Raw genomic sequence first — 20,383 nt, forward strand, 5'->3', positions numbered from 1 at the left:
GGGTAGAAAATGAAAAATATTCCATTATTAGATCAAATGAAGCCTTCACAAATTGTAGAAGAGCTAGATAAATATATAATTGGCCAAAATCAGGCAAAGAGAACTATTGCCGTTGCAATAAGAAATAGAACTAGAAGAAAAAGATTACCAGAAGAAATTCGAGATGAAGTTTCTCCAAAAAATATGATTTTAATTGGGCCAACAGGTTCAGGTAAAACTGAATTAGCAAGAAGAATTAGTAAGTTAAGTAATGCACCATTTATTAAAGTAGAAGCTACTAAATTTACTGAAGTAGGATATGTAGGTAGAGATGTTGAATCTATGGTAAGGGACCTTATGGGAATTGCTATGCAAATGGTCACTAAAGAAATGAGTGAAGCCCATAAAGAAGAAGTAGAAGAAAAAGTTGAAGAGAGATTGTTAGATTTACTAATACCTTTAAATAACGTTTCAACTACAGAAATTTCTTCCACTTCAATTACTGAAGGTTCAAAAGCAACTCGTGAAAAATTTAGGCAGATGCTTAGAGATGGTAAATTAGAAGAAAAAGAAGTTGAAATTAGTGTAACTAATAAAGCAAATGTAGGTATTGAAATGGTTGGTGCAACTTCTATGGATGATTTACAAAATGCTATGAATTCTTTAGGTTCTATTTTCCAACAACCAAAGAAGAGAAAATGCACAATCAAAAGAGCTAGAGACATTTTAAGAGAAGAAGAAACTCAAAAAATGGTTGATCCAGATAAAGCAAAGGATGAAGCTAAAGAAAGAGTTGAACAAATGGGAATAATCTTTATAGATGAGATTGATAAAATAGCTTCTTCAGAAGGTCAAAGAAATGGCCAAGATGTATCTAGAGAAGGTGTACAACGAGATATTCTTCCAATTGTTGAAGGAACAAAAGTTAGTACTAAATGGGGTATAATAGATACCACACATATTCTTTTCATTGCAAGTGGGGCATTCCATGTATCTAAGCCTAGTGATTTGATTCCTGAACTTCAAGGAAGATTCCCATTAAGAGTTGAATTAGAAGAATTAACAGCTGATGATTTTGAAAGGATATTAGTTGAACCTAAAAATGCTATAACAATGCAATATCATGAATTGTTAAAGACAGAAGGTGTTGATATACAATTCGATAAAAAAGCTATTAGGAAAATCAGTGAAATTGCATATGAAGTAAATGCTACTAATGAAAACATTGGAGCTAGAAGACTTTATACTGTAATGGAAAAACTATTAGAAGAATTAAGCTTTAGTGCAGATGAATGTGCTGGACAAACCATTACAATTACTGAAAAATATGTAGATGAAAGATTATCTGATGTGGTTCAAGATCAGGATCTTTCACGATTTATATTATAAGGGAGTGGCCTAATGGAGTTTCTTACTATTGAAGCAAAAGATTATGATGAAGCAATTAAAATTGCAAGACAAAGATATGGTAGTGCTGTAAGGATTCAGACTCTTACAAATACACAACCCTCTTTTGCAAAAAAAGGCTCTTGTACAATAACATGTTATTTGGTTGAACAAAAGGCTAAAGACAATAGTGAGAGCTCTAATATGGCTAAGCCTAAAAGTATTGAGGCTCCAAGCGAAGTAGTCTCAAAAATGAGAAATATATTAGTAAAAAATGATTTCTCAACTGATTTAATAAATAAAGTGATTGGAGATTTGATTTGGGAAGATGCCACAGATTTAACTGAAATGGAATTAAGTTTAGTAAATAGCTTAATAGACAGTGCAAACATTGATAGAGAGAATATGTTAAATCCACCTAAATTTTTCGTACTACATGGGTCTTCTGCTGTTGGTAAAACTCTTTCTTTGTTAAAACTCTCTCTACTATATTCTTCAAATGTGGAAGAGTCATCAAGAAGAAAGGTTTCTCTTCTTTCTTTAGGGGGCTCTTCTAAGCTCAATTCTATATGTGAATTATATGATTTAGAGGTTTCCCATGTTGGAGATCCAAGAACTTTGAGACAATTTGTTGAAGCTGAATCAACAAAAAATGATCTAATATTTGTAGATGTTGGAGATATTGATGCAGATTTAAAATCAACGATGTTGGATGTTTTAAAAGATGAAGATGTTGGCCATTTTCTGTGCATTAATGCTCGATATAAATTAAGTGAGTTAAAACATACTTATGAGCAATTAAAAGAAAAATATGAAATTAGAAGTGTAGTAGTTACCATGTGTGATGAAGCAAGATCTATTGGGAATGTGTTATCCTTTTGTAATGAAGAAAACCTTCCTTTATTATTTTTTAGTAATGGAAAAGAAATTGAAAGTGGTATTTATCCTGCAAATAGTTCATATATTATGAGCTTATTTCATGGTTTTACAATAGATTTTAAATCGATGTGGGATTCAGCAAATAAAAACAATTTACTATAATTTATTTTGGGCTATTAATCCTTCGATAATATTTTTTACAGCAGGGGAGGCAACATTGCTTCCCCATATTGAGTTTTTACTAGGGGCTTTTGCTGCAAAATAAATAATATATTTTGGATTTTCACTATCAACAATAGCTATAGTAGATGCTAAAGATTGTCCATCTGCATAACTTTTTGAATCTTCATTTAACAGTTGAGCTGTCCCTGTTTTTGCTGCAACCTTTATACCATCCACATTTGCCTTAATTGCTGTTCCTCCTTCCTCGGTAGTTTTTACCATATCTTCTAATACAGTTTGAGCTGTCTCTTCACTAATTATTTGAGAAGAGGAAGATGGAAGAGTTTCTTCATCGCCAATTTGTTTAATTAATTTTGGCTCAACCAAATACCCCTTATTAGAGATAGCTGTAGCAGCACTTGTTATATTGATAGCAGTTGTCAGTAACTCTTGTCCAAACGCAATAGTTGGCTTTGATCTAAGAGACCATAAGGTTGGATCTTGAATTCTAGATCTAGCAATTCCATTTAAGGGAAGAGTTTTTTTTGAATCAAAGCCAAACTCTATAAGCTTATCATAAAACGCCTGAGAGTCGGTTTCTAAGGCCCATTTGCTAATTGCTCCATTACAAGAATATTTTAACATTGTATCTTTAGTAACCAAACCATGTTCATGGGAACAGTTGATAGTAAATGATTGGCCGTTTAAGTCAAATTCATAAGATCCATCACAATAAAAAGGTTCATCAAAATTTGCTTGATTTAACTCAAGTAAGGATGCATAAGAAAAAATTTTAAAAACAGATCCTGGTTCATACAGCATTGAGATAGTATTATTTTTTCTACTTTCTATTGTACTTGCACTAAAATTATTTAAATCATACCAAGGGTAGCTAGATAAGGCTAGTATTTCTCCATTTTTTGCATCCATGACAATTGCAATTGCAGTTTCTGGACTAAATTCTTCATTGACCCTTTGTACTTCTAAATCACATAAATATTGAATATTCATATCGAGGGTTAAATAAACATCCTCTCCATAAGTAATTGATTCATTTAATTGAGGGCCTGGGTATAGAATATCATTTAAAGTATGTTCAAGTCCTTCAAGGCCATTATTATCATATCCAACAAAGCCGATGGTTTGGGCAGCGTGAAAAGTATAGGGATAGTCTCTACCATATTTTTTTTCTATTTTTACTAAATTAACAAGATTATTATCTTTTATAAATTTTTGAAAAGCTTCAACTTTATCATCATCGATTCTTGATTTTATTAAAGCTTGATAAGTATATTGTTGTGCTCTAGCAATAATAGCATCACTGTCCATATCTAAAAATGGAGCACATTTAGTTGCGATTTCTTTTAAATTATCAATTCTATCCACTCTAAAGCTACAACTGTAATATGGAACTTCGATAGCTAAGAGCTTAGAATTCCTATCATAGATATTACCTCTAATGATGGAATTTGCAACAATTGGATCTTTGTAGTTTACTCTTTTATTTTTTCCATTTATCATAAGGATAGCTACTCTAAGTAGTATTATTGCAAATAATATGATTATAAAAAGTTCTGCAAAAATAAATATTTTATCTTTTTTTGTGGAATCCATGATAGAATTATAGTACAGTAAGAATAAGGTAATGTCGACATGAGTACAGAAAAATTTGATATGGATGGAAATCTTCAACCTGAAGAACCACAAGATAGAAGGACACATAAAAGTGGTAATAGATTAATGATATTAATATTAATCATTTTAATTATTCTATCTATTATTGCCGGATATTATTATATTACAAGCGTAAAGAACTCTAGTTCAGTTTCGACAGAATCTAGTGTAGAATCTGTAGATACTCAAAGTAAGATTGAAACAATAGATCCAGTTGTTGATAGTACTAGTCCAACTAATACGTCGGTTTCAACGACAACTATATCACAAACAAATGTTAAACCAGTAACTACTGCAACAGGAGATAATACTTTAGCTCTTGATATTTCTAAAGTTCAAAGTGCAAAGGCTAGAGATGGCGCTGTTAAGTTCACTCAACATATAGTTGGAGAGGGAGAAGATTTAAATTCTATTGCGGCACTTTATGGACTTAAAGTTCAAACTTTAATTAGCATAAATGAAATAAAAAATATAAGTGGAATACAAGAAGGTGTTGAGCTTTCAATTCCAGATAGAAATGGTAGTTATTATATAGTTAAATCTGGGGATATGTTATCGACAATAGCAAATACATATTGTCCTAATTTAGGATGGAAAACTTTACAAGAAATAAATGGTCTAACAGATACACGTTTAGATATTGGAGATAAAATTTTTATTCCAGATATGAGCGAAATAAATGCTAATCCAGCAATAAATACAGCATTAAATAACTTTTTGATGCCGACAGAGTCAGGAACAATTATAGCAAAATATGGTCAATTTATAGAAAATAATCCATACAATGACGAGCCTAGTTTAAATGGTGTACTAATTAGGACCTCATCGTCTATCAAAGCTGCGGCTGAAGGAGTTGTAGTAGATATTCAAAATAAAAACGATAAGAAAATAGTTAAGATATCTCATAAAGGTGGTTATGAAACAATTTATGGAAACTTAGAATCTACAACTTTGGAAATTGGCGACGAAATAGGAGCAGAAAGTATAATAGGCAAGGTATCACACCAAGACAATACCCTATATTTTGAAATAATACAAAGTGGATTACCTTTAGATCCTGAATCGTTTTTCTAAGTAAAAATTTTAATAAGAATTTATCTACTTATCACTAAAAAAAGTAGTATGTCTATAGTTGGTAAGTCAAAGGTGTTATCCTATTCTTGACGGAGAATGGGAACCGGTGATCGTGTAATGGTATTTGTGATGGATACTGTTAATACAGATATACCTCAATAAAAAAGATACAATAGCCGGTCATCGAAGACTACAGGGAGATATCTCGAGATTCTTCTCGAGATAATCTCAATAATAAAAATGAAGGACATTTTTGTCACTCCCTTTCATAAAGCTTCCCAACAATCTGTTAATTTAACTTAAGGAGGCTGCCCATGATAGACAGACCTAAAGAATTAACGGCAACTAGAATTATCGGTTTGGATCTTTCCAAAAAAACTCTAGTTGGATGTACACTTTCAAGAGATTCAGGATTTCAAAAGAAATCTTTTTTTAATGAAAAGATGAATGAGCAAGGAAGAAATAACTTAATTTCTCGGTTCAAGGTTGGTGATGCAATATTTATGGAAGGTGGAACTTCTTCTTTTAATCTAGCAAGATATCTTTTAGAACACACTGCATCTAATGTTTATGTCCTTAATCCAATGAAATTGCATATTATTTTTGAATCAATTTGTAAAACAGATAGGCAAGATGCTGCAAAGATTGCTAAATATGCAAGAGATGCTAATCCTGAAAATTGGGTTCTTATACCAATTCCTACAAAAGAAGAATCAGCTGATAGAGCATTGATAAAACTTCATATAGCATATTCTCAATTACAAACTAAATTAATTAATAAACTTCATGCAATATTTACAGGTATGGGTTATCCAGATTTAAAGAAATCAGATTTAAAAAATCCTGAAAAAAGACAATCTTGTGTTGATGAATTACTTAAGGAAGATTTAGCTATTTTTAGTGCAAATTTATTAGTTCGTAACATTGAAGTAGTAGAATCTCAAAAAGAACAAATTCATAGTAAAATTATTCAAATATTATTAAATCATCCTAAAGAAGCTTTAGCTTGGTTATCAATACCAGGTATTGGTGATATAACAGCAGCAACTTTAGTAGCTTTCATTGGAAATGGAGAAAGGTTTTCTAAGGCAGATCAACTTAGAAATTACATAGGACTCATTCCTAGAAAAGATCAATCGGGTTCAGTAGACAAACAATTAAGTGTTTCTCATTTTGGCTGTATGCCTGTTAGAAGACATATAGTACAAGCTGCTTGGAGTATAAAAAACTTTAATCATAATTGTTCTCTTACAAGGTATTGGCAAAAACTTGAAAAAAGAGGAAAGTTTGGTCAAAAAACAGCAGTTGCAACAGCTAATAAAATGATATCTATTGGATTTGCTTTATTAAAGAATGGTGAGATTTATAATATAGTAGATGAAGAATACATATTTAATAAATTAAAGCGTTATAAACTTGAAGCTCTCATTTGAAATATTAATAACCAATTAATTTCAAACAAGAGCTACCTCGTTAACTAAAACATCTAACATAGTTTTAGCTTAACAACATTAATTCCCAAAAACAAGACCTGAGCCAGAAGGTCTAACATAATATGTGTAAAAAAGATAGAAAAAAATAAAATTATTAAAAACTTGACAACTATAGACAAATAAAATACCTCCAAATATTTTAAGTATTTGGAGGTTTAATTATAGAGAATATTAAATTTATTAAACGTGTCTTCCGTGACAATTCTTATATTTCTTACCAGAGCCACAAGGACAAGGATCATTACGTCCAATTTTTGGAGTATTCCTTTTAATAGTGACTGGGGCATCATTAGTATTTTTATTTCTATTAGAACGAGTTTGAGAGGCAGCATTACTTGCTTGTTCTTGGAAAGCAGCAGCTTTAGAGTGCCTTTCAATAGTTTTAGTAGGACGTCTTTTTTGATAACTTTCAGTATTTTCTTTAATTTGAACTCTAATTAAAGTTTGAGCCATAAATTTATCAATATTGAAAAGCATGTCATTAAAGATATCAAAACCCTCTAATTTATATTCTACTAAAGGATTCTTTTGGGCATAAGTTCTCAGTCCAACCGCTTCTCTTAATTCTTCTAGCATTGATAAGTGATCTTGCCATCTAAGATCTATTTGTCTTAAATAATGGAATCTTAAGAAATCATTAAAAGGTTTTTCAGTAGCTAATTCAACCTTAGCATTGACTTCATCATCTATACATTTTTTTAGATATTCTTTCCATTGACTTTTGTTTTGATAAATATCAGTAGGCTTTACCTCATAGAAAAGTTCGTTTTTCATATCTGAAATAATCTGAGCTACTTCTTTTCCATCTTTTTTACTAAAAGCATCGTCTACAATATTATCAATTATTTCATGGCTAATATCTAAAACTTTATAAAGCAAATGCTGATTGCTTAAAATTTCATCACGTTTTTCATAAATGAAGTTTCTCTGTTCATTTAAAACATCATCATATTCTAGCAAATGTTTTCTTATTTCAAAGTTTCTCTCTTCAACTTTTCTTTGTGCTCTTTCGATAGAACCAGTTAACATTTTATGTTCTAAAGGTTCTCCATCTTTCATTCCGATTTTTCCGAGCATATTTTTTAGATTATCATTTGCAAATAATCTCATCAAAGTATCATCTAAAGAGACAAAGAATTTAGAACAACCTGGATCACCTTGACGACCAGCTCTACCACGTAATTGGTTATCAATACGTCTAGATTCATGTCTTTCTGTTCCAAGGATGTATAAACCGCCAAGACTTTTTACTTTTTCATATTGTTTTTGCCATTGAGGTCTAACTTTTTCGATAGCTTCATTTAATTCTTGTGGAGTAGCTTCGGTACCACAAATTTTTCTAGCCATATTTTCGATGCTACCACCGAGTTTAATATCAGTACCACGACCTGCCATGTTAGTTGCAACTGTAACAGCTCCAATTGCACCAGCTTCTTCAATGATTAAAGCTTCTCTTGCGTGGTTTTTAGCATTTAAAACCTCATGTTTAATTCCAACTTTTCTTAAAAGAGTTGAAATAATTTCACTCATTTCAATTGAAACAGTACCAACAAGTATAGGTTGTCCTGTTTCATGAACCCTTTTAATTTCTTTTACAATAGCGTCTAATTTAAACTTTTCATTATAATAAATTTGGTCTTGACTATCTATTCTTGCAATTGGTTTATTTGTGGGAATAACAACAACATCAAGATTATAGATTTTCATAAACTCAGTACTTTCTGTTTCAGCAGTACCTGTCATACCAGATAATTTATCATACATTCTAAAGAAGTTTTGGAAAGTAATAGTTGCAAGAGTTTTATTTTGGCCTAAAACCTTAATCTTTTCTTTTGCTTCGATAGCTTGGTGTAATCCATCACTATATCGTCTACCGTGAAGAATACGACCAGTAAATTCATCAACAATTTGAATCTGACCATCTTGTACAACGTAGTCAACTTCTTTATTGAATAATTTTTCAGCCTTAACAGCTTGAGTTACATAATGGACATATTCAAAGTTAGAACCTTCATATAAGCTTCCTGAAATGATGTGGTACTTTTGAAGAAGTTCTTCAATGTGATTCATACCTTGTGAAGTGAAAGAAACTGATTTCTTCTTTTCATCAAGTTTAAAATCTCCATGTTCATCGAAAGGTTCAGAGTTTTTATCGAACCTAGCGAGAGGATCCATTTCATAATAATCACCTGTTTTTGGATCTTTTTCACATTCAACTAAAGAAGAAACAATTTTTTGTGCACCGATTACTTGAGCAGAATCATCTTCAGCTTGACCACTAATGATTAAAGGTGTTCTAGCTTCATCAATTAAAATTGAGTCAATTTCGTCAATAATACAATAATGATGTTTAGGTTGGATTTTATCTTCTAGAGACCATTTCATATTATCTCTAAGATAATCGAAACCAAATTCGTTGTTAGTACCATAAGTTACATCTTTACTATAATTAATCTTTCTAGATTCATTATCGAGAGATGAAATGATAACACCAACAGATAACCCTAGATAATTAAATACCGGAGCCATCCATTTTGCATCACGTTCTGCTAAATAATCATTAACAGTTACAACATGAACGCCTTTTCCTTCAAGAGCATTAAGATATGCTGCAGGTACACAAGTTAAAGTTTTACCTTCACCAGTTTTCATTTCAAGAATTTTACCTTGATGAAGAACAGTTGCACCCATGATTTGAACATCATAATGTCTTTGACCTAAAACCCTATAAGCTGCTTCTCTTGCGAGGGCAAAGGCTTGTGGTAATATCTCATCTAAAGTTTTTTCTTTCGATTGGATTTGTTTTTTAAATTCATTAGTTTGATTTAAAAAGTCTTCATGAGATAAAGATTTTGCCCAACTTTCTTGTTCATTTACTTTTTTTACTATAGGCATAAGAGCTTTTACATCTCGGTCCTGTTTTGACCCGAAAAGGGCTCTAAAAATTGATCTGGCCATTTATTTCTCCAAATATCTGTTTTGGCTATATCCAACATTATACATTGAAAAGCAATTTAAGAAAAGGAGTATTTCATTAACGCTTTTTAATATATTTAGGTAATATTGTCTAAAAAATAATAATATTTAGGCTTATTGTAAATATTACAGAGCAAAGTAATATATAAATAGCTTAATTTGTGTAAAAATTTTAACTATTTTAACTAATATAATCTTAAAATAAAAAAATTTAGATGAAAATATAAAAATAAAAATGTAATTAATTTTGTTTCCTATCAAAACATTGTTGTTTTCAACTTTCTTATATGTAATAATTACACAAGGAGAGTTTTTAATGAAAAAAAACAAAATAAAAATAACCTTATTGTTAGTGATAAGTATAATATTCCTTTCAAGTTGTGCAACAAATGAATTTGCAGACGATCCTTTAGAAACAGTTGGGTCTTTAGATTTAGAGAGGTATTTAGGAAGATGGTATGAAATTGCTCGTTATCAAAGTGGTTTTGAAAAAAATATATATGGGGCAACAGCTGAGTATTCACTTCGAGAAGATGGAAGAATACAAGTTGTAAATAGTGGTTTTAAAAAAAGATTAGATGGTTCATATACCTCCGTTAAGGCAGTGGCTTGGAGACCTGATGATATGATCCCTGGTGCGTTAAAAGTAAAATTCTTTTCTCTATTTACCTCTGACTATTTAGTATTTGGTTTAGATGAAGAAAATTATGAATGGGCATTAGTTGGAAATAATAGTAGAAAATTCATTTGGTTTTTATCAAGAGAGCCAACAATTTCACAAGAAACTCTAGAGATTATGAAGAATATAGCTGTAGAGCAGGGATATGATTTATCTAAATTATTCTTTGTGCCACAAAAAGAGAGAGAATAACAGATTAGAGAATAAATTTAATAATAAAAAATATTTATGCCTTTAAAGTAAAAGTAATAAAAGCTACTTTATAGGCATTTTTTTATGCACTTAAATTGTGTCAATTTGACTCTTTGATTGCTTATTTTTTTTACCTATGATATTTTTAAAATATGAAGATAGTTTTTACAGGGGGCGGGACTCTAGGTCATATTTATCCTGCATTATCGATTTATGATTATATAAAAGAAAGGGATGAATCATTACAAGCTATTTGGATAGGAACTAAAAGGCCTTCTGATAGGCAAGCAGTTGAAGAAAAAGATATTTTATTTTATTCAATAAGTTCTGGAAAACTTAGGAGATATTTTTCTCTAAAAAACTTTGTTGATATTTTTAAAGTTATAATAGGCTATTTTCAAGCAAGAAGAATATTAAAGAAAACAAAGCCTGATTTAATTTTTTCTAAAGGTGGATATGTATCAGTTGTAGTAGTTTATGCTGCAAAAAGGTTAAATATAAAAGTGGTCACCCATGAATCAGATATTTCTTTAGGACTAGCTACAAGATTAAACTCAAAAGTTGCTAATATAATATTTAAAGGATTTCCATTAACAGATAAAGAGAAGGCAGATCCTCGTTTTGTATATAGTGGAAATCCCATTAGGTCTAGTTTAACTTATTTTAAACATTTAGATATACAAGAGTATAGAAATAAGATAATAAAAGATAAAAGTTTAAAATATAGCAAAGATATAATAAAAGTTATTGAAGAGATAGAAAAGAAATTTAATCCTAAAAAGAAAATATTATTAGTTGTTGGAGGATCTTTAGGAGCTTTAGAGATAAATCAACTAATAGAGAAAAATTTAGATATTTTATTAAGAGATTATAATATCTATCATCAAATGGGGAATAGGACATTCAAGAAAGTTGATAAAAGCGGTTATATTTGTGTTAAAACAATTGGAAATGAGATGGGGTATTTATATAGGATAAGTGATTTAGTTATAAGCCGCTGTGGAGCAAGTACTTTAAATGAAGAAATATTTTTTCAAAAAAATATTTTAGCAATTCCACTTAGAAATTCTTCTAGTAGGGGAGAACAAGTTTTAAATGCCAAGTATTATAAAGATATGAAATTGCTTGAAGTTTTAGAAAAAGATATGAATTTTATAGACACCATAAAAAAATTGTTAAATAATAAAACAATAAGAGAGAGAGAAAACGAATTTCGAAAAGTAAATATTGTTGAAGCAAATAAAATAATATATAACACCTTAAAAGAGATAAAATAAAGTAGAAGAGAGAGGATAATATGGACTTAACATTAAACATTGGATCAGTTGTTTTAAATATAGTAGATATAATTATATTAGCAGTTGCTTTTATAGCTGGAATAGCTGGAGCTTTTGAAGGTTTTGCTAAAAGTTTTGCTTCTAAAGCTGCAGTATTAGTTGGCTTAATAGTTGGATTGATGTTTACTGAATTAGCAATGACCTATGTTTTTGATAGATTTGGCTTACCCCCAGTATTAAATTCCTTATTTAGCTACATGCTTTGTTTCATAGTTGGATATGCACTTACTTTGATGCTTGGAAATATGCTTTCAGCCGTGTTTGAGGGAGTTGGATTATCAGTAATAAATTCTTTTTTAGGTTTTGTTTGGGGTGTTGCTTTTATTTTTGTAATTAGTGCAGTAATTTTAATGCTTTTAAGTTATCAGAATGTTTTCGATTTAACTACTTTAATAAACGATTCTTATCTTTTTCAAAATATTTTTACTTCAATAATACCAGTAGCAGAGGGTTTTTTAAAGAATGTTTAATAAACTAAGTCTATCTCAAAGAGAGATAGCTAATATCTTAAAGTCATCTATTGAGAATAATACATTTAGTAATTCTTCTCTTTTTTGTGGTGAGCCATACTCATCTAAAATGACAGCCGCCATAGAAGTTGCAAAAGCACTATCCTGCTTTACAGACAAAAAGGGTGATAATTGTAATTGTCCCTCTTGCAAAGCTTATGATAATTATTTGATGCAAAATTTAGTTGTAATTTCAAATAGAGATTTTGAAAATAGAATTGATGTTGCACTTGCTCAATTTGTTAAAAATAGAAATGCATTCACTAAAAAATATTTAATAGAAACCATCCGTATATTTTTACTTTCATATCATAATGGAGTATACACAGACAAAGCTAAAAAGCTTTTTGATGTTGCTTATGAAGTGAGTGAGATGATAAATGAATTTGATAAGAGAAAAGAAGATTTTAAGATTAGAGAAGCTCAGAGATTTGCAAAAGATTTAAGGCAAAAAATGAAACCTTTAATTACCGTTAGCAATAAAAATCTTACAGCATTAAGTGTTGATGGAGTTAGAGCCCTTCAAACTTGGTTATCAAATACTTTAGTTAACGAAAAAGCAAGAATAGTAATAATAGAAGCTATTGAAAAAAGTAATGATAGTGTTAGAAATAGTTTGTTAAAAATTCTTGAAGAACCTAATGAAAATGTTTATTTTATTTTAATAAGTAGTAATCCTTCAAGAATAATGAAAACTATCCTCTCTAGAGTTCGGAAGATTAATTTTCCTTCGTTGAGTTTAGAGACCCAAGCCATGTTACTAAAACCTTTTAACGTAGAAGAACAAAAGATAGATACATTAGAGAAATTCTTTTTAAGTGCTAGTGGTTTTAAAGTTGATGAAGTAGATCAGTCGTTAAACTTGATTGTTGATTCAGTTATTAAAAAGAGGGAATTACCATCTACTCAGCTTTCTTCAATTATAAAAGTTTTAGATTCATCTAACCAGGATGATTTTATTTTTCATCAATTAATTGAAAAAGTTGATAGAGAATTTATTAATGGAAGACTTGATAATCTCTCTTGTAAGAAAATAGTACAAAGTATTAGTTTTTTATATAATAATCAAAGAGTTTTTAATCTTCCAAAGAAAAATATGTACGAAAATGTATATAGAAAGATGATGGAGAGTATTAATGCATAATTTTGTTAAAAGAGCATTAGAAAAGATTGAACAATTAGATATAGACCAAATAGAACAATTGATAAAAAGAGAAGACTCATATATTTCAACCCTTGAGCAAGTATTAGATAATTTATCTCAGGGGATTATTCTTTTAGATAGTAGAAAAAGAGTTGTATATATAAATAAAGAAGCAAAAACTTTACCTCCAATAATTAGAAAGAATAATTATGAAGGTTTAAGTATTTTTAGTATTGTACAAGATTCAATGGTAATTGCATATTTAAATGCAGAAATAAATAAAATTGGTTATAATGAAGAAGATAATGAATTTAATTATCAATGGGGTGAAGATGTTAGAACAATTTTATTAAACGTAGTAAAATTATCAGAAGTTGAAGAGTTAGAAGATGATGGATTTTTATTAGTTTTTAACGATATTACAATTAGAAGAAGAAATGAAACAAGGCTTAGAAGAAGTGAAAATTTAGCTAGTATGACAACAATGGCAGCTGGAGTAGCTCATGAGATTAAAAATCCACTTGCTGCTATGAGTATACACTTACAATTATTGACTAAGAACTTTGAAAAAAAGAAGACTTTAAGCATTGATGATGCATCTAGATATATTAATGTTTTATCTGAAGAAATAGAACGTTTAAATTCAATAGTAGTAGATTTCTTATTTGCTGTAAGACCTATGGATACACAGTTAAAACTCACAAGTGTATCTAGAGCAATCAAAGAAATTTGTGATTTTATAGAACCTGAATTGAAAGAAAATAATATACAACTAATTCGGGAAATAAAGAGTACACCTAAAGTTGAATTAGATACAAATCTTTTCAGACAAGCTGTATTGAATATTATTAAAAATGCAATGAATGCTATTGAAAAAAAAGGAACAATTCGAGTTCTAGTTAAATTGATGGGTGATGAGGTTATAATTAGTATAAAAGATAGTGGTAAAGGGATGGATAATAATACAGTAAATAAGATTTTTGAACCATACTTTACAACTAGGGCGAGTGGAACTGGCCTAGGTTTAACTGTTGTATATAAAGTAATAAAAGAACATAAAGGTGACATTAGAGTTAAAAGTGAACTTAAAAAAGGTAGCGAATTTATAATTAGTCTACCTGTTCCTCATAGTGAAAGATTAGCATTAGATGTTTCTAGGGGAGTTTTTGATGAGTAAAACAATATTAGTTTGTGATGATGAAAAAAATATTCGTGAAGGATTAGGACTCGCTCTTGAACTAGAGGACTATAACGTTTTATTAGCAGAGAGTGGTAAAGTAGCATGGAATTTAATCAATAAAAATGATGTTGATCTAGTGATTACTGATTTAAGAATGGAAGGAATGAGCGGACAAGAGCTTTTGAAAAAAATTGTTGCATCTTATCCTAATATTCCAGTTGTGATGTTGACTGGGCATGGAACAATTGAAACTGCAGTTGATGCCATGAGAGATGGAGCGGTTGATTTTTTCACCAAGCCTGTTGATTTAGATAGATTATTATTATTAGTTAAGAAGTCTTTAAAACATAAAGATCTTGTTGATGAAAATATAAAGATAAAAGAAGAATTAGCTGCTTTAAAAGCTTCTCAAAATTATGGGAAGATGATAGGAAATAGTGCTAAAATCAAAAAACTACTTGAAACAATCAATCAAGTAGCGCCAACAAAAGCTTCAGTATTAGTTACAGGAGAGAGTGGAGTTGGTAAAGAACTAGTAGCCGATGCTATTCATCAGATTTCAAATAGGAGAAATGGGCCATTTGTAAAAGTTCATTGTGCAGCCTTGAGTGAGAGCTTATTAGAGAGTGAATTATTTGGACATGAAAAAGGTGCTTTTACCGGAGCGATATCTACTAAGAAAGGTAGATTTGAATTAGCAAATGGAGGAACAATCTTTTTAGATGAAATTGGTGAAATAAATTTATCAACACAAATAAAAATTTTAAGAGTATTACAAGAGCGACAATTTGAAAGAGTAGGTGGAGAAAAAACAATAACAGTTGATGTTAGAATAGTTACAGCAACTAACCGAGATTTGTTAAAAGAAATTGAAAAAGGAACATTTAGGGAAGATTTATATTACAGATTAAATGTTGTCCATGTAGAAGTTCCACCACTAAAGGAAAGAAAGGAAGACATTCCTTTATTATTAACAGCCTTTTTAGATCAAATTAATAAAGAAAATAATACAAATGTTAAAGGTTTTAGTTCTGAGGCAAAAGCAGCTTTATATAAATATGATTGGCCAGGAAATATTAGAGAGCTTAGAAACTGTGTTGAAGCTGCAATTGTATTATGCCGAGGGGACTTTGTAGAACTAAATGATTTACCTCCACATGTAAGAGAAAATACAGAAGAGCAAAGTGTTAATTTAAAAGTTGGAATGAGCCTAGCTGAAGCCGAAAAACAAATAATACTTTCAACATTAAATAGTTGTAAAGGAAATAAGAGTAAGACAGCAGAAGTTTTGAAAATTGGCAGAAAGACACTTCATCGAAAATTAGAAGAATATAAAGAAGAAGAATGACAAAAACACAAATAGAAGATATTTTTGAGCAAGGTGGAATTCTCTCAAAAGCCTTTCCTCTTTATGAAGTTAGAGAAGGTCAAATAGAGATGGTAAAGCTTGTATCAGAGGCTTATGAAAATGATTCGATAGCTATAATAGAAGCTGGGACAGGCATTGGTAAAAGTTATGCATACCTTGTTCCAGCAATATATAATGCTATAGAAAATGGAGATGAGAGGACTGTCATTTCCACAGCTACAATAAATTTACAAGATCAATTATTTAAAAAAGATATCCCAACAATCTTGGAAATGCTAAATTTAGATATAAAAGTCGGTTTAGCAATTGGGCGGGGTAATTATCTATGTTTAAGAAGATTTAATGATGAAATAACGAAAACACCAGTTCTATTAGTTGATCCAAATAGCAAAGAAGCACTTTTTAAAAAATGGGTATCAGAAACAGAGACAGGCTTATTAACCGAATATCATTTGAAATTACCTTTTGATAGAAATAAGATAAATAGTGATAGTGAATTATGTTTAAATTTTAAATGTCCATATCATAAAGATTGTTTTTTCCAAAAAAGTAAGATAAAACTTCAAAAATCAAGGATAATAGTTAGTAATCACCACCTATTATTTACTGATTCAAAAAGTCGAAAAGATTCAAATTTAGGATATGATGAAGATAATATTCTACCTTCCTTTAATAGATTAATAATTGATGAAGCTCATAATATTGAAGATACAGCGTCAGAATTTTTTTCTATGGAATATAGTAATTATTTTGTGTTAAAGCGAATAGATAACTTACTTTCAAACACAAAAAAAGGTGAAGGAAAGAATATCATAGAAAAACTTGGTAAATACTCTACTCAAGGCTTTGATCATCAAAATTTAATAAAGAAATATAAAGAGTTAAAAGTTTATGTATCTTCATTGAGTCAATATTTATTAAAAACCTTTGAGAAGCAAAATTACAAAAGTGTATACGTTGTTAAATCACAGGAAAAAAGATTAAAAAATTTTATCGATGGAGCAAAACAAATAATTGAGACAGCATTAGAGTGTGAAAAATTAATTAGAGTGTTTTTAAATCAAGTTGATGTTGATGATACAACTTTAGCGATAAAGAAAGAAGTAGAGACAAATCATAATAGGATAATGGGAAATATAAACGTATTAAGTTTATTTATTAATTTCGAAAGTTGGGAAGAAGATGAAATCCATTGGTTTGAGGCAGATAGACGGAGAAATAATGTAGTAGATATTTCTACTTTAATTACACCTTTAGATGTGTCACCGTCGTTGGTAGAGAATATTTTCAAGGAATTGAGCACAGTAATATTAACAAGTGCAACTTTAAATTTAAGTGATGATTTTAAATTTTGGACATCTAGAATAGGGTTGCCATATGATGATAAACGAAAATTTATAAAAGCATCATTTAATTCTCCATTTGATTATGAAAATAAATTGCTTTTATTAACTCCTCAAGATGCACTTCCTCCTCCACAATATACTACAGATACAAGTAAAGAAGCATTAAAGAAGAAGGAAAACGAAGAAGAAAATTATATAACATACATAAGCAAAATGATTTTTGATAGCGTTTACTCATCCTCCGGTGGTGCATTAGTTCTTTTCACATCTAGAGATGTAATGAAAAAAGTATATAAAAGAGTAGAAGACAAATTTAATGAAGTTTCTTTAAATTTATTAATGCAAGGAAGTTCTTCTAAACACGCCTTAATTAATCAATTTAAAAAAGATGATAATTCTACTCTATTTGCTTTATCATCATTTTGGGAAGGCGTTGATGCTCCAGGAAATACTTTAAGGCTAGTTATAATTGTGAAATTGCCATTTCAAGTTCCATCCCATCCAGTAGCAAAAGCAAGAACTATAGATTTTGAAAAGAGAGGTGAAAGTGGATTTTTTAATTTATCCTTACCTTTAGCTACAATGAAATTAAAACAAGGTTTTGGGAGATTGATGAGATCAACAGCTGATTATGGAGTAGTTTTATTATTAGATAGTAGAATTAGCCAAAAAAGTTATGGAAAATATATGCTTAGAGCTTTGCCAAATTGTTATCACCCAGAAACCTTGAGCTCAAGTGTGTGTGAAAAGATAGAAGACTTTTTATATAGTAGTAGATAAAACATAATAAAAGCTATCTAGTAAAAGTTTTACTAAATAGCTTTTATTATTAGTTAATGCTTTTTGTTCAATTTTTTTATTCTACTACAGCTAGAACATCACTCATATTAATAATTAAAAGTTCTTCACCATCAATTTTAATTTGGGTTCCAGCATATTTGTCATGTAAAATTTTATCTCCGACTTTAACTGTAATGGCATCTTTATCATCCCCAACAGCAATAACTGATGCAATTTGAGTTTTTTCCTGTGCAGATTGTGGAATGTATAAACCACTTGCAGTTTGTGCTTTAACTTCGTCCATTTTTACTAAAATTCTGTCACCTAAAGGTTTTACTGTCATTTTTATAATCTCCTTGAACTGTACTAAATTAGTAATGCAAAGGTGAATGTTCTTTGCACGTTACTAAATATAACAATATAAAATGCAAGAGGCAATATAAAATAAAGAAAAAAATCATTTTAAAAATATTTGCCTTTTACATCCTTTTTAATTATCTTTTGTATGAAATCAATAGAGGAGAAAAACATGGAAGATTCCAACAAATTAGTACACCGAAGAGATGTTGTTAATTTTTATTTTAACTCTAAATCTTCCCAATTATTATTAGCTGACACCTTTTTTAAATTAGCTAAGTCATTTTTAGATAAAAAAGATTTAGTGAAGGGCCTCGATTGCTTTTGTGATACATTTTTGTTAAGAAATATTGAATTAGAATCTTTAGATGATGATTTTCTAGAATTTTTCAAAATTCAATTTATCATATATTTATTAGGTAAAAAGAAAATTAAAGTAGCCCTTAGTGAAGGGGATATGATTTTTGATTTAATAGAAGACACTTTTAAACATATAAAAGCAGAAATTGAAAATAGTCCTTTTAAAATTTTAGATGAAAATAAAAGATCTTTCTATAAAACAGTCGAAATAGATTTTCCTTGGATGATGTTTGAAGACTCTATTTTTGCTTAAAAAGGATTAATTTGGGGCAAAAAGCTACTCAAATTCCCCAAGAAACATTCCAGTGTGTCAAAATGTAACATTATTTAGTGTATTTTTTATTTACGGGTCATTTTGACCTGTTTTTTTATTTTCTTTCTAATTAGAAAAACAAAAAACCTTTAAAATAAGCTATAATTTAAGCTTTTTTATTTTGGCACAGATATTGCATTACAATATACAACCTGGAGGAAATGGTTTATGAAGAACAAAACGAATATGCTAAATAATGAAGAATTTTCTAATGAGGACTCAACAGTTCTCTCAATGTATATGAAAGAATTAAACAAATTACCATTGATCAGTCATGAAGAAGAAGTTGAATTATTTAAAAAAATAAAAAAAGGTGACTTAAGAGCAAGAAATAAGATGATTGAATCTAACCTCCGCTTTGTAGTTAAAATAGCAAAGAAGTACCAAAATCAAGGATTACCACTTGCTGATTTAATTGATGAAGGCAACATTGGATTAATAACAGCTTTAGAGAAATATGATGTAGATAAAGGATATCACTTTATATCTTATGCAGTTTGGTGGATAAGACAATCAATAATGAAAGCAATAAATGAGAAAAGTAGGGCAGTTAGATTGCCATTAAACAGATCTAACGAATTATTACAAATTCAAAAAGCCCAAAAAACATTAATGCATCAAAATGGTGAAGAACCAACTGTAGAAATGCTAGCTGAAGCAACTAATTTAGATAAGGAAATAGTTAAAACATTAGTTTCAGTATCAAAAGACATGGTTAGTTTGGATGCACCTGTTTTTAAAGATAATGAGACAAGTAATATTGGCGATTACATTGAATCTGATTTTGCAACACCTGATCAACAAGTTATGGAAACCTTATTAAAAGAAGATATAAACGAAGCATTGAACCAGTTAAGTGAAAAAGAGAAAGATATAATTGAACATAGATTTGGATTGAATAATAAATATCAAATGAGTTTAAAAGAAATTGGTGAAATTTATAATTTAACAAAAGAGAGAATTAGACAGATTGAAAAGAGAGCAATTCAAAAACTTCATAATACCGAAATTTATAAAAGCCTAGAAAGCTATAGCGCTTAAATAAATATAGAATTTACTAACGACATTAGGGCAATCGCATAAAATGTGATTGCCCTTTTCTTTGTTATAAATTAAAGAAAAATTTAGTATAACATAAAAATACTATATAAATATAAAGTTAAAAATATTTAAAATAATTGATAAAAAAATATC

General features: G+C 29.6%; 16 protein-coding genes. 13 read left to right on the plus strand and 3 right to left on the minus strand.

Going from position 1 to position 20,383, the window contains the following annotated elements; translation table 11 throughout:
- The first annotated feature begins 9 nt into the window (after positions 1–9).
- Both hslU and ACZ5SO_RS02920 read left to right on the plus strand, forming a co-directional pair.
- On the plus strand, positions 10–1,368 hold the full coding sequence (gene hslU, locus ACZ5SO_RS02915; protein ID WP_464626668.1) for an ATP-dependent protease ATPase subunit HslU: 1,359 nt from the start codon (positions 10–12) through the stop codon (positions 1,366–1,368).
- 12 nt (positions 1,369–1,380) lie between these two features.
- Complete coding sequence (locus tag ACZ5SO_RS02920) at positions 1,381–2,406, plus strand: hypothetical protein (protein ID WP_464626670.1); 1,026 nt, start codon at positions 1,381–1,383, stop codon at positions 2,404–2,406.
- On the opposite strand, the gene ACZ5SO_RS02925 is transcribed toward ACZ5SO_RS02920, so the two are convergent.
- Entirely contained in the window at positions 2,401–4,020 is a 1,620-nt protein-coding gene (locus ACZ5SO_RS02925) for a peptidoglycan D,D-transpeptidase FtsI family protein (protein WP_464626673.1), read from the minus strand. The two genes, ACZ5SO_RS02920 and ACZ5SO_RS02925, sit on opposite strands and share 6 nt — an antisense overlap.
- Before the next feature lie 39 nt (positions 4,021–4,059).
- On the opposite strand from ACZ5SO_RS02925, the gene ACZ5SO_RS02930 reads away from it, so the two are divergent.
- Positions 4,060–5,154, plus strand: coding sequence for a LysM peptidoglycan-binding domain-containing protein (locus ACZ5SO_RS02930; protein WP_464626674.1), 1,095 nt, complete (start codon positions 4,060–4,062; stop codon positions 5,152–5,154).
- A gap of 314 nt (positions 5,155–5,468) precedes the next feature.
- On the plus strand, positions 5,469–6,587 hold the full coding sequence (locus ACZ5SO_RS02935) for an IS110 family RNA-guided transposase (RefSeq protein ID WP_464625070.1): 1,119 nt from the start codon (positions 5,469–5,471) through the stop codon (positions 6,585–6,587).
- A gap of 240 nt (positions 6,588–6,827) precedes the next feature.
- Here the strand turns inward: ACZ5SO_RS02935 and secA are convergent, their stop codons facing one another.
- Positions 6,828–9,605 carry a preprotein translocase subunit SecA gene (gene secA / locus ACZ5SO_RS02940; protein ID WP_464626675.1) on the minus strand — a complete coding sequence of 926 codons (2,778 nt, stop codon included), beginning with the start codon at positions 9,603–9,605 and terminating at the stop codon, positions 6,828–6,830.
- Positions 9,606–9,939: 334 nt separating this feature from the next.
- On the opposite strand from secA, the gene ACZ5SO_RS02945 reads away from it, so the two are divergent.
- The 7 genes from ACZ5SO_RS02945 to ACZ5SO_RS02975 all read left to right on the plus strand — a co-directional run bounded on the left by ACZ5SO_RS02945 (position 9,940) and on the right by ACZ5SO_RS02975 (position 18,159).
- Positions 9,940–10,494 (plus strand): lipocalin family protein, encoded by a 555-nt coding sequence (locus ACZ5SO_RS02945; protein ID WP_464626676.1) that lies wholly within the window; start codon positions 9,940–9,942, stop codon positions 10,492–10,494.
- A 152-nt stretch (positions 10,495–10,646) separates the two neighbouring features.
- Positions 10,647–11,771, plus strand: coding sequence for a UDP-N-acetylglucosamine--N-acetylmuramyl-(pentapeptide) pyrophosphoryl-undecaprenol N-acetylglucosamine transferase (locus ACZ5SO_RS02950; RefSeq protein WP_464626678.1), 1,125 nt, complete (start codon positions 10,647–10,649; stop codon positions 11,769–11,771).
- A 20-nt stretch (positions 11,772–11,791) separates the two neighbouring features.
- Positions 11,792–12,301, plus strand: a complete 510-nt coding sequence (locus tag ACZ5SO_RS02955) for a CvpA family protein (protein ID WP_464626679.1) — start codon at positions 11,792–11,794, stop codon at positions 12,299–12,301.
- A complete protein-coding gene (locus tag ACZ5SO_RS02960) occupies positions 12,294–13,484 on the plus strand; it encodes a hypothetical protein (protein WP_464626681.1) in 1,191 nt (396 codons plus the stop codon). The genes ACZ5SO_RS02955 and ACZ5SO_RS02960 overlap by 8 nt, the downstream gene beginning before the upstream one ends.
- Positions 13,477–14,661 (plus strand): sensor histidine kinase, encoded by a 1,185-nt coding sequence (locus ACZ5SO_RS02965; RefSeq protein ID WP_464626683.1) that lies wholly within the window; start codon positions 13,477–13,479, stop codon positions 14,659–14,661. The genes ACZ5SO_RS02960 and ACZ5SO_RS02965 overlap by 8 nt, the downstream gene beginning before the upstream one ends.
- The gene (locus ACZ5SO_RS02970) at positions 14,654–16,012 is read left to right on the plus strand and encodes a sigma-54-dependent transcriptional regulator (RefSeq protein ID WP_464626684.1); all 1,359 of its coding nucleotides are present in this window, start codon (positions 14,654–14,656) and stop codon (positions 16,010–16,012) included. The genes ACZ5SO_RS02965 and ACZ5SO_RS02970 overlap by 8 nt, the downstream gene beginning before the upstream one ends.
- Complete coding sequence (locus ACZ5SO_RS02975) at positions 16,009–18,159, plus strand: ATP-dependent DNA helicase (RefSeq protein WP_464626686.1); 2,151 nt, start codon at positions 16,009–16,011, stop codon at positions 18,157–18,159. The genes ACZ5SO_RS02970 and ACZ5SO_RS02975 overlap by 4 nt, the downstream gene beginning before the upstream one ends.
- A 76-nt stretch (positions 18,160–18,235) precedes the next feature.
- Here the strand turns inward: ACZ5SO_RS02975 and ACZ5SO_RS02980 are convergent, their stop codons facing one another.
- Positions 18,236–18,502, minus strand: coding sequence for a co-chaperone GroES (locus ACZ5SO_RS02980; protein ID WP_464626688.1), 267 nt, complete (start codon positions 18,500–18,502; stop codon positions 18,236–18,238).
- A 186-nt stretch (positions 18,503–18,688) separates the two neighbouring features.
- On the opposite strand from ACZ5SO_RS02980, the gene ACZ5SO_RS02985 reads away from it, so the two are divergent.
- Together ACZ5SO_RS02985 and ACZ5SO_RS02990 are read left to right on the plus strand one after the other, a co-directional pair.
- Entirely contained in the window at positions 18,689–19,129 is a 441-nt protein-coding gene (locus ACZ5SO_RS02985; protein ID WP_464626689.1) for a hypothetical protein, read from the plus strand.
- Between the two features lie 228 nt (positions 19,130–19,357).
- Complete coding sequence (locus ACZ5SO_RS02990) at positions 19,358–20,230, plus strand: sigma-70 family RNA polymerase sigma factor (RefSeq protein ID WP_464626690.1); 873 nt, start codon at positions 19,358–19,360, stop codon at positions 20,228–20,230.
- Positions 20,231–20,383: the final 153 nt, after the last annotated feature.

The organism is Pleomorphochaeta naphthae, assembly GCF_055396005.1.